At 65.4% G+C, this 9,897-nt stretch carries 11 protein-coding genes; 6 read left to right on the forward strand and 5 right to left on the reverse strand.

The window, feature by feature from the left end; translation table 11 throughout:
• Positions 1–13: 13 nt before the first annotated feature.
• Positions 14–331 carry a hypothetical protein gene (locus UNPA324_RS35100; protein WP_181769363.1) on the reverse strand — a complete coding sequence of 106 codons (318 nt, stop codon included), beginning with the start codon at positions 329–331 and terminating at the stop codon, positions 14–16.
• Between the two features lie 127 nt (positions 332–458).
• A complete protein-coding gene (locus UNPA324_RS11655; RefSeq protein WP_128920960.1) occupies positions 459–965 on the reverse strand; it encodes a GNAT family N-acetyltransferase in 507 nt (168 codons plus the stop codon).
• A 145-nt stretch (positions 966–1,110) separates the two neighbouring features.
• Here UNPA324_RS11655 and UNPA324_RS11660 point away from each other — a divergent pair, with 145 nt between their 5' ends.
• On the forward strand, positions 1,111–1,497 hold the full coding sequence (locus UNPA324_RS11660) for a COG4315 family predicted lipoprotein (protein ID WP_181769364.1): 387 nt from the start codon (positions 1,111–1,113) through the stop codon (positions 1,495–1,497).
• Positions 1,498–1,657: 160 nt separating this feature from the next.
• Here the strand turns inward: UNPA324_RS11660 and UNPA324_RS11665 are convergent, their stop codons facing one another.
• Positions 1,658–2,212, reverse strand: a complete 555-nt coding sequence (locus UNPA324_RS11665; protein WP_128920962.1) for a PAS domain-containing protein — start codon at positions 2,210–2,212, stop codon at positions 1,658–1,660.
• A 455-nt stretch (positions 2,213–2,667) separates the two neighbouring features.
• Between UNPA324_RS11665 and UNPA324_RS11670 the strand changes: the two genes are divergently transcribed.
• Positions 2,668–3,489 carry a rhomboid family intramembrane serine protease gene (locus UNPA324_RS11670; RefSeq protein ID WP_141934729.1) on the forward strand — a complete coding sequence of 274 codons (822 nt, stop codon included), beginning with the start codon at positions 2,668–2,670 and terminating at the stop codon, positions 3,487–3,489.
• 190 nt (positions 3,490–3,679) lie between these two features.
• Positions 3,680–4,108 carry a CBS domain-containing protein gene (locus UNPA324_RS11675; protein ID WP_128920964.1) on the forward strand — a complete coding sequence of 143 codons (429 nt, stop codon included), beginning with the start codon at positions 3,680–3,682 and terminating at the stop codon, positions 4,106–4,108.
• Here UNPA324_RS11675 and UNPA324_RS11680 read toward each other — a convergent pair whose 3' ends face one another.
• Positions 4,109–5,143, reverse strand: a complete 1,035-nt coding sequence (locus UNPA324_RS11680) for a patatin-like phospholipase family protein (protein WP_128920965.1) — start codon at positions 5,141–5,143, stop codon at positions 4,109–4,111.
• 250 nt (positions 5,144–5,393) lie between these two features.
• Between UNPA324_RS11680 and UNPA324_RS11685 the strand changes: the two genes are divergently transcribed.
• Together UNPA324_RS11685 and UNPA324_RS35105 are read left to right on the forward strand one after the other, a co-directional pair.
• Positions 5,394–6,467, forward strand: a complete 1,074-nt coding sequence (locus UNPA324_RS11685; protein WP_128920966.1) for an RgsD C-terminal domain-containing protein — start codon at positions 5,394–5,396, stop codon at positions 6,465–6,467.
• A 346-nt stretch (positions 6,468–6,813) separates the two neighbouring features.
• On the forward strand, positions 6,814–7,056 hold the full coding sequence (locus UNPA324_RS35105; protein WP_245471709.1) for a hypothetical protein: 243 nt from the start codon (positions 6,814–6,816) through the stop codon (positions 7,054–7,056).
• A gap of 95 nt (positions 7,057–7,151) precedes the next feature.
• Here UNPA324_RS35105 and UNPA324_RS11695 read toward each other — a convergent pair whose 3' ends face one another.
• Positions 7,152–8,144, reverse strand: coding sequence for a zinc-dependent alcohol dehydrogenase family protein (locus UNPA324_RS11695; RefSeq protein WP_164936454.1), 993 nt, complete (start codon positions 8,142–8,144; stop codon positions 7,152–7,154).
• Positions 8,145–8,247: 103 nt separating this feature from the next.
• Between UNPA324_RS11695 and UNPA324_RS11700 the strand changes: the two genes are divergently transcribed.
• Positions 8,248–9,108, forward strand: a complete 861-nt coding sequence (locus tag UNPA324_RS11700; protein WP_128920967.1) for a LysR family transcriptional regulator — start codon at positions 8,248–8,250, stop codon at positions 9,106–9,108.
• Positions 9,109–9,897: the final 789 nt, after the last annotated feature.

Below are 9,897 nucleotides of genomic sequence, written 5' to 3' on the forward strand. Positions count from 1 at the left end.
GTCAGGTGGGAGTTCAGCGGCCGCCACCGCCGCCGCCACCACCACCACCGCCACCGCCGCCGCCGCCACCTCCGCCACCACCGGCATCGCGCATGGCCGAGCTGTAGCGCGGGTCAGACTGCTTCATGTAGGTCGGCGAGGTATCGTTGAGGCGAACGACGGTACGGCGTGCGCGGCCGGGGGTCGACGTGTCGGCGACGATGCCACAGCTTTCGAAAAAGGCGAACTGGCAGCCGTCGGTTCGGTGTTGTGCCGCGTTGGCGCTGGTCGTTGCGAACGCGCTCGTCGCAACGCATGCAATCAAAGCAACTTTCGACAAAGTAAGCTTCATGAATTTTCTCCAGCCTCGGTTCGGCGAGACCGGAACGGCTCGCACATCCCTTCGACGGAGGCTGGTCCAACCCGGTTCGAGGCGGCGGTTCACGCGCGCGTGAGCCGGGGGCGGTCGGGCAGGGACGTTACGTCGCAGCGAGGTCGTGGAGCATATAGGTCGCGCCTTCCCCGTAGCAGGCGAGCTTGGCGCGCAGGTCCCCATCGGCGGTGACGGCACGAAAGCCGAGATGTTCCCACAGCGGCCGCGTGGCGTAGACCGAGACCAGCGCGAGCGTCGCGATGCCGGATGCGGGCGCCAGCTCCGCGATCCCGGCAACATAGTCGCGCGCAACGCCGCCGCGCCGGTCTGGCAGCACGGCGACATCGTGCACGTAGAGGCATTCTGCGTTCTCGGGCAGGCGTTCAAGGAAACCGTCGAGCGGCGGGATCCGATGCAGCTTCCAGGGATGCGCGAGGCCGTAGCCGGCGATCGCATCCTCCGCGACGAGCACGCGGCAGCCCGGAGGATAGAGCTGCATCTTTTCCATGAACACCTCGGGCCTCTCGGGAAGATCAGGATGTAGCCGCGCCGCGATCGCGCTGATCGCGGGTAGGTCGGATGCGTGCGCGGGACGCCAATGCGGCTTGCTCATGTCTTTCCGTCGTTCGGTTCGGTCGGTCCAGTTTATTCCGCTGCCTCGAGGCGCGCAGCGAAAAATATCTTTGCCGACGTCTCAGGAATACCAGGCCGCGCCCGGCGTCCTACCCATGCAAGCCAATTGCATGACAGGAGATATCATGACGTCCTCGATCCGCCTCGCGCTCGCGCTGGCAATGTCGCTCGCAATCGTTCCCGCAGCCTTCGCCGCACCGCCGACCAAGACCGGCAAGACCGACAAGGGCAACGTGCTCACCGATGCCAAGGGCATGACGCTCTACACCTTCGACAAGGATGCGAACGGCAAGTCGGCCTGCAACGGTCCATGTGCGACGAACTGGCCGGTGCTGAAGGCCGAGGCGAGCGACGCCGCCGGCGACGGCTACACCATCATCACCCGCGACGACGGCTCGAAGCAGTGGGCCTACAAGGGCAAGCCGCTCTACACTTTCGCCAAAGACCAGAAGCCCGGCGATGTCACCGGCGACGGTTTCTTGAACGGCGCCTGGCACCTGGCGATGCCGTGAGAGCAGGCGTCTGAGAATGTCTGCTGCCCCAAGCGCAGCTCAGTACCGCGAGGTGATGAGCTGCAGGGCCGGGGCCGTCTAACCGCGATTGTTTTTGAGAGGTTAGGCCCCGACTCTGCGCAGCAGCGTTAGCTCGTTGCCGTCTGTCCGGGATACGAGACTATCTCAGCCCCTCATACACCATCAGCCCGCGTGCGACCTGCAACTTCCGGATCGCGCGCGGCAGCAATTTCTCCGGCTGGTGCAGATAGCGCCAGGAGGTGAGGGTGAAGGCTGAAAGCGCGCCGCACTCGTCGTCGAACGGCGCGAGCACGCCGGTCACACTCACCGGCGTATGCGGGCGGGCGTTGAAGGGCAGCAGCAACAGCTCGAGATAGGCCTTGCTGCCGTCCTCGCGCGCGGCCGTGACACCGGCGATCGCACCTAACGCCTCGTCGGCGACGATGGTCGTGATCTCCTCGATCTCGCTGCGGCTCGCATCAGCGAACAGCGCCGCAAAGCTCTGGTCCTTGAGGTCACACCCTGCCAGCGCGCAGACGCGCGTGCCGGCGACGCGGAACGGGAAGCCGAGATTCGGCTCGCAGGAGAGCACGAAGATGTCGCCGAGCAGGCCGCGGACCGCGGCCGGATCGATGTCGGCCCGATCAGGGGCCCGTGCGGCGCCACGCTTCTTGTCCCAATACGCGAAGAACGCGCGGCTTGACGGATGTTTCATGTCTGAACGCTTACCCCGGAGCGCAACCCCGAAGGGACAAACCTGTCCCGCTTCAGTGCAGCCGCGATCCCTTGTGTTGTTGTGCAGGAGGGGATTTGCAGCGTCCATGCCGAGGAGGCGTTTTCGCCTGCCTTGAGGCCGCCTTTGCGTCGTTAACGTTAAATTAACTATGGACTTTGCGTCGGCAGCGGCCCTGTTAAGGTGATCGCAGTCGCAAGCCCCGCCGCTTTTCTCCAGGTTCTCGGCGGGGTCGGTACACAGGGCGTCAAACAGTTTGGCCACGGGCCGGGGAGGGGTGGGGATACACCTTCATTCCTCGGGCGCGGAAAAGGCCGACACGGACAGGCAGGGCTTTCCCAGGGCCCTGCCTTTTCCTTTTGTGCACTTGCGCAAGGGCGGCAAAGGCGACTATCTGCAAGTGGATCGCTCCGATCGCGCCTGAAAGCGAAGCTGCCTTGGATTCCCCGCCGCAAGATTCGTCGCAAGATCCTCAGCTCGACCTGCCTGCCGCCCATGAGGAGGCTCCGCGCGAGCCGGTCCTGACGCTGCCCGGGGCGCTGACCGCCTATATCGTCCTCCTGGCGGGGATCCATCTGCGGGTGCTGCTGCCGCCGGACCTCGAGAACTGGACCATCGACGTCTTCGGCTTCATCCCGAAGCGCTACGATTCCTCCCTGCTCAATTTGCAGATCCCCGGTGGCACCGGGGCCAAGGTCTGGACCTTCGTCACCTATTCGCTGCTGCACGCCAATCTGACCCATCTCGGCTTCAACGTGCTGTGGCTGCTGCCGTTCGGCAGCGCGCTGGCGCGGCGCTTTGGCGCCGTCAGGTTCTTCCTGTTTCTGGCGGTGACGGCAGCGGCCGGCGCGCTCGCCCATCTCCTCACCCATGAGCATGCGGTGGCGCCGATGATCGGCGCCTCGGCCTCGGTGTCGGGCGCGATGGCAGCCGCAATCCGCTTCGCCTTCGTCCGCGGCAGCTTCCTGTCGTTCAACCGAACGGATGCCGATACCGCGGCAAAGGTTCCGGCGCTGCCGCTGTCGCGCGCGCTGCGCGACGGACGGGTGGTCGGCTTCCTCAGCGTTTGGTTCGGCGTCAACATCATCTTCGGCGTCGGCGCGATCGGCATCGATGCCGAAACCACGAGCGTCGCCTGGCAGGCGCATATCGGCGGCTTCTTCGCCGGCCTGTTGCTATTCACCCTGTTCGATCCCGTGCCGCGCGTGCGAAACGATGCTGCGGATGCGTCATCACAGGACGTTTCAGACCGTATTTGAAGCGGCGCTTGCGGCGCAGCCCGAATTCATCCATCATTTGCGGGAAGAATGTTCCGAAGCGACAAACCCATAGCGGCAACGCTTCGACAAGCGCGCGAGCGCGAAACCCGCGCCGAAACTGTTAGTTGAAGACTCGAAGAACAAGTCCTGACCGCCAAGAGGCGGAGGGCTCGGATTCAGGGAGGCGACAATGACGGTACGTTCCATTCTCAACACGAAGGGGCACCAGATCGTGAGCGTCGAGCCCGACGCCAAGCTGGCTGCCGCGATCAAACTGCTCGGCGAGAAGAAGATCGGTGCGGTGCTGGTGATGAACCAGAGCCGTCTCGAAGGCATCCTGTCGGAGCGCGACATCGTCCGCGTGCTCGGCGAGCGCGGCGCCGGCGTGCTGGAAGAGCCGGTGGCTCAGGTCATGACCCGCAAGGTCGTCACCTGCAAGGAGACCGACACGGTCGCCGAGCTCATGGAGACCATGACGACAGGCAAGTTCCGCCATCTGCCCGTCATCGACAACGGCAAGGTGGTCGGCCTGATCTCGATCGGCGACATCGTCAAACGTCGGGTCCAGGAATACGAGTCCGAGCAGGAAGCCCTGCGCGACTACATCAAGACCGCCTGATCAGGTCTGCTCGTCCGCTTTTGGCGCGGTGCCCGCGGGCGCCGGCGCCAGCACATGGATCGCCTCCTGGATCGAGGCGAGCGCGCGCTCGGTGGCGCGCGTGCCATGAGCGATCAAGTCTTCGGAGCGGTGGAAGTCGAACCAGCCGAACTGGCCGACCCGCGGCGTGATCAACAGATCCGGCGGATCGCCGGCGAGGCGGGCGCGGGTGATGCGGTCCTGCATGATGTTGAAGGCATCGACCATCACCGAGGAGATGCCGGGCCGGCCGTTGCCGCCGAAAAACTCACGCTTCACAGTCTTCTCGGGCGAGAACAGCCGCGGGAAGCGCCGCTTGGCCGTCGGTTCCTCCGCCTCCGGCGCGACTGGGGTGGGCACTGCGCCGTGTGAATAGATCGTCGTGGAATGGGTGAAGATGTCGCTGGAAAGATTTGCCGCGATGACGATTTCGGCGCCGAGCGCGCGGGCGGCGGAGACCGGCACCGGGTTGACCAGCGCGCCATCGACCAGCCAGCGGTCCCCGATCAGGACGGGCGCGAAGATGCCGGGCAGGGCGTAGGACGCACGCATCGCATCGACCACACGGCCGCGCGTCAGCCAGATCTCGTGACCGGTGCGAACCTCGGTCGCGACGCTCGCAAACTTGATGGGCAGATCCTCGATCAGGACTTGCCCGATCGCCGCCTCGAGCCGGGTCGCCAGCTTCTCGCCGCCGAGCAGGCCGGAGCCGTTGAGGCGGATGTCGAGATAGCCGAGGATGTTGCGCATGCCTTGCAGGCTGCGCCCCCACTCTTCGAACGTATCGAGCCGGCCGGCCGCATGGAGGCCCCCGACCACGGCGCCAATGGAGGTGCCGACCACGACGTCGGGCACGATCCCGTTGGCAAGCAGTGTCCTGAGAATTCCGATATGGGCAAAGCCGCGCGCCGCGCCGCCGCCCAAGGCAAGGCCAATGATCGGTCGACGGATGCTGCCGAGACCCACCTTCTCGCCATTCGAGCCGTTCGCGCCCCGACCTTTCAATCTGTCCAGCACCGAAACTCTCTCCTACGCCGGGGCCAGCCCGTAAGCTCAGACTAGGCATCGCACTCGCGCTCCGCCAGAACCAGGGCGAAGCATGGTTTATGCCGCTTTGGAGAGGGCACGGGGCAGGAGTATGGCGAGGGGCGTTGCCTCCGCGATAATCACGCAGGCCTCAACCGGGTTCCAAAGAACCGTCCGGGACCGTATTTCGCGGGGCTTTAGAGGCTTGAATTTGCCGCGTTTTCGGTGAAAAGCAGGAGGTATGACACGCGGGGGTGACGGCATCATCGGATGGCGGCGCAGCGGCAGGCTGCTGCCGGCGCTGATCTTCGCCGCGTGCCTCGTTACCTCGGGCCAAAACGCTGCGCAGGCGCAGCTTTTCTCCGATCGCCCGCCGCCGGTGCCGCCGGCTTCGGTGCCTGACCCCGGCGGCGCCGTCAGCCTGGCGCCGCCCTCCGGGCCTGGCGCCGGCCCTCCAAGCCTGCCGCCGACCCTGATGCAGCCGGCCACGCCCAGCATGCCGCCGCCCGCGGTCACCACCGTGCCGCCGGCCGCGCCGCTCAATGCGGCCGTGCCCGGACAGGGCGTGCTGTCGCTGACTGCGAAATACGGCAAGGACACACCGGCGATCACGAGCGGCCTGGTCTGGCGCGTGTTTGCCGACCGTCCCGACGAGAACGGCACCTTCAAGCTGATCCGCGAGGACCGCAACGCCACGCCCAACATCGTGCTGCCGCCGGGCAACTACGTCGTGCACGTCGCCTTCGGCCTGGTCAGCGCGGTGCGCACCGTCAGCCTGAAGGCCGAGACCGATCGCGAATCCTTCGTGCTGCCGGCCGGGGGCCTGCGCATCGAGGGCCGGGTCGGCACCAGCCGCATTCCGCAGAACCAGATTTCGTTCGCGATCTACAAGGGCAGCCAGTTCGAATCCGGCGAGCGGGCCTCGCTGGTGCCGAATGTCGCCGCCGGCGACGTCGTGCTGATCCCGGAAGGCACCTACTACATCATCTCCAATTATGGTGACGCCAATTCGGTGGTGCGCTCGGACATTCGCGTCCAGGCCGGCAAGCTCACCGACGTCACCATCACCCACCGCGCCGCCGTGATCACGCTCAAGCTGGTCAGCGACAAGGGTGGCGAGGCGCTGGCCAACACCGCTTGGTCGGTGCTGACCCCGGGCGGCGACGTCATCAAGGAATCGATCGGTGCCTTTCCGCGCGTGGTGCTCTCCGAAGGCGAATACCGCGCCATCGCCAAGAACGAGGGCAAGGTCTACGAGCGCGGCTTCAATGTCGTGAACGGCGTCGACGGCGAGGTCGAGGTCGTGGCGCGATAGGGCTTGGGCGGCGATGCCGCCCGGCGAGACGCTAGACCGATGCCCCTCGCACGACTCTTCTCATTCCGCGCACAATTGACCCATCTCCCATTACCACCGTCGCCCAACGTGCTGGTGCACGGAGGCTCTTCGGCAGCAAATCCAGTCTTCTGTTTTGAATACCCGTCAGCGCTCCAGGCTGCGGCGGGAGTGCATCAACACCGGCACCATTGGCTTATTCCTGATGCTTCGCGCGTTCATCACAGCCGGTGGAAGATACCTATTTCCGACAATCAATTTTATTCTCTTTCCGTCCTGCTGCGATATATGTCGGGGCCTCCGTCTGACGGAGGAGGCCGGAGCAGACTTGTGTGTCTGCGAGACCGGCAGGGAGCAGGGGACCAAGCTCGTCGGCATGTTCGAAGTGATCCTCACCAGGCGCAAGCGGTTCGGCTGGCGATGGCAGGTGTGCGACCAGTCCGGCAAGATCTTTGCCGACGGCTTCGAGCGCACCCGGCCGTCCGCCAAATATCACGGCGAGCGCGCGTTGTTCTTCCTGTTGTCGCAGGCCTATTTGCGCAACCGCTCGGCGGCGTCCAGCGAGGATTAGCAGCGGACGAGCCTTCGGAGCCCGGGTGAGCGCAGCGATACCCGTCGACGGAATCCCGGATGTCGCTGCGCCCATCCGGGCTATGAGCTACAACCTCAGACATCGACGACCAGCTTGCCGTTCGTCGCGCGATCGCGGATCAGCGCATAGGCATCGCCGACGCTCTCCATCGTAAAGCGCCTGGGGTCGAGCAGCGGCACGAGCTTGCCGGCTTCGACGAGGCGTGTGGCCTCCATCAGGATCTCCCCATGGTGCGCGCGGCCTTCGCCCGACAGCAGCGGCAGCAGCGTGAACACGCCGGAATAGGTGGCGGCGCGGAACGACAGCGGGGCAAGCGCGTGTGTCCCCCAGCCCAATGCGCTCACCACATGACCGAAGCGACGCACCGCCTCAAAGGAGGCGTCGAGCACCTTGCCGCCGACGGTGTCGTAGACGATGTCGAAGCCGCGGCCGCCGGTATGCTGCGCAACGTAGGCTTCGACCGGGCTGTCGCGGTCGATGAATATCGCGCCAAAGGCTTCGATGGTGACGCGCTGCGACGCCGAGCCCGTGGCGAACACGTCCGCCCCGAAGGCGCGCGCGATCTGAACCGCGACATGACCAACGCCGCCCGCGCCGCCGTGGATCAACACTTTCTGGCCCGCGTTCAGGCCCGCGCGGTCGATCAGGCCCTCCCAGGCCGTGATGACGATCAGGGGTAGGGCGGCAGCTTCCCGCATGCTGAGATTGGCGGGCTTCAATGCGAGAAGATCGGCATCGACCGCGGCGAATTCGGCCAGCGATCCCTGTACGCCGCCGACCCCTCCGGTCATGCCGTAGACCTCGTCGCCTCTCTTGAACCGCGTCACCTCGCTCCCGCTGCGTTCGACGATGCCGGCCAAATCAATCCCCGGAATCGCCGGCAGCGGATGGCGCGCATGCGCGGCCGTACCGGCATGAATCTTGGTATCGAGCGGATTGACCCCGCTCGCCCGCATCCGCACCAGCACCTCGCGCGGGCCGATCTCGGGTCTGGAAATCGTCGAGAGGCGTAAGGGGCCGTTGTGAGCCTCCAGCACGCCGGCGCGCATCGTCAATTGTGTCGTCATGACCGTCTTGCTCCGTTGTCGGCCCCAATATGCTCATGAAATTTTGCATGAGAAGGAACAAGGCTGTACGGTATCCATACATTTTTGTACGACAGGAGTTCTGATGGACTGGAGCGATCTGCGCATCTTCCTGGCGATTGCCCGCGAAGGCACGCTCGGCGCCGCCGCGCGGAAAATCGGCCAGACCCAACCGACCATGGGGCGGCGGCTTCGCGCGCTCGAAGGTGCGTTGGGGCAGACCCTGTTCCAGCGCACGGCGGATGGCTTCGTGCTGACCGACGAGGGCAACGCCGTGCTGCGTCACGCCGAGCGGATCGAGGACGAGGCGCTCGCGCTGGAGCGCCACGTGTCCGGAGCGACGACGCAGCTCGATGGACTGTTGCGCCTGTCCTCGTCGGACTGGTTCGGGACAGTGATGCTGTCGCCGGTGATCGCCGCGTTCGGCAAGCGTCATCCCGCCGTGACGGTGGAGCTACTGACCGATGCGCGGCTCTACAGTCTGCCGCGGCGCGAGGCCGATCTGGTCTTTCGCATCAAGCCGTTCAGCGAGCCCGAGGTGATCTCCAGAAAGCTGCTGCACATTCCCTACGCGCTCTACGGCAAGAAGGGCAGCAAACCGCCGCGCGCCGGCGACGGCAGCAGCGTTCGCGTCGTGACCATGAATGCGGAGTTCGCCGACATGCCGGACGCGGTCTGGCTGAAGCGCGTGCTGCCGAATGCGGGCGTTGCTTCGCGCAGCAACAACAGGCAGGTGCAGGCGGAGCTTTGCGCGAGCGGCGGCGGCTTTGCCGTGCTGCCGCGGCCGCTCGGCGACAGCGACCGCCGTCTGGTCGCGCTCGACATCGGCGCGACGCCGCCCGGCCGCGACACCTATGTCGGCTATCATCGCGATCTGAAGCGGCTCGCTCGTCTGCGTGCGCTGCTCGATCTGGTGATCGAACGGCTCGCGGGCCCAGCTCCGTAGCCGGCGATGTCGGAATTCCCGGTGAGCGTGTAGCCCGGTGAGCGCAGCGATAGCCGGGGCCGCTCTCGATGAGAATCCCGGATGTCGCTGCGCTCACCCGGGCTACGAGACCTTGCGTTGCCGACGGGCAAAACACGCGAGCCCTAGGTCAATCCGCGCTATCGAAAATATTACGCTTTACCGAAATTCGGAAGTCTCGTATGTGTCGCCGCAACCCGGCCCAAGGAGAGGGGCGTATCGCGATCGTCACGAACGCGGGCCGGGCGGCGGTGGACGCCGATTGCATCGGCGCGAAGAGGTTTTGCAGGGCGGGCAACCGTGAGCAAAGCCGTCGCGCACACGACCGGTGTGATTTGAGCGTACGGCAAAATCGTGTGGTCCTGGCGCCCGGGGTCTGCGCGCCAAGTGTTGCGGAGATGTGGCGGCCCAACCGGGCAGGCGCATCGATCATCCGCAAGGCGACGGGGGCAATAGTGCATCGCTCCCCGGGGAGAGCACGACATAAGCCGTAAAACCACTGCGCGGGGAAGGCCGGGATGTCTCCGGTTGCCCTGCTTTTCCGCTATGCATGAAGCACACGCAGTCTGCTCTTGGCATGGCGGTTCGATGGGAGCCAACCGGCTCCCGGCCTTCCCCGCGCTCTCTTCATTTTCAGAGGGTGAAGCATCGAGGCAAAGCTCGGGCGAAATGCGCCGCGAGGTTGCGAAGGTGGACCTCCCCTAAATCGGTGGACACCTATAGCTTAGGCAGCGAGAGGTGTCAGATGGCAAAACGGCAACGTCGGTCCTA

It is taken from the genome of Bradyrhizobium sp. UNPA324, assembly GCF_006658635.1.
In the GTDB taxonomy this organism is placed as follows: domain Bacteria; phylum Pseudomonadota; class Alphaproteobacteria; order Rhizobiales; family Xanthobacteraceae; genus Bradyrhizobium; species Bradyrhizobium nanningense.

Excerpts from the sequence above, each read along its gene's own strand:
- UNPA324_RS11665 (WP_128920962.1), bottom strand. The coding sequence starts at position 2,212 with ATGAAACATCCGTCAAGCCGCGCGTTCTTCGCGTATTGGGACAAGAAG.
- UNPA324_RS11700 (WP_128920967.1), top strand. The coding sequence starts at position 8,248 with ATGGACTGGAGCGATCTGCGCATCTTCCTGGCGATTGCCCGCGAAGGC.
- UNPA324_RS11675 (WP_128920964.1), top strand. The coding sequence starts at position 3,680 with ATGACGGTACGTTCCATTCTCAACACGAAGGGGCACCAGATCGTGAGC.
- UNPA324_RS11655 (WP_128920960.1), bottom strand. The coding sequence starts at position 965 with ATGAGCAAGCCGCATTGGCGTCCCGCGCACGCATCCGACCTACCCGCG.
- UNPA324_RS11695 (WP_164936454.1), bottom strand. The coding sequence starts at position 8,144 with ATGACGACACAATTGACGATGCGCGCCGGCGTGCTGGAGGCTCACAAC.
- UNPA324_RS35100 (WP_181769363.1), bottom strand. The coding sequence starts at position 331 with ATGAAGCTTACTTTGTCGAAAGTTGCTTTGATTGCATGCGTTGCGACG.
- UNPA324_RS11660 (WP_181769364.1), top strand. The coding sequence starts at position 1,111 with ATGACGTCCTCGATCCGCCTCGCGCTCGCGCTGGCAATGTCGCTCGCA.
- UNPA324_RS11685 (WP_128920966.1), top strand. The coding sequence starts at position 5,394 with ATGACACGCGGGGGTGACGGCATCATCGGATGGCGGCGCAGCGGCAGG.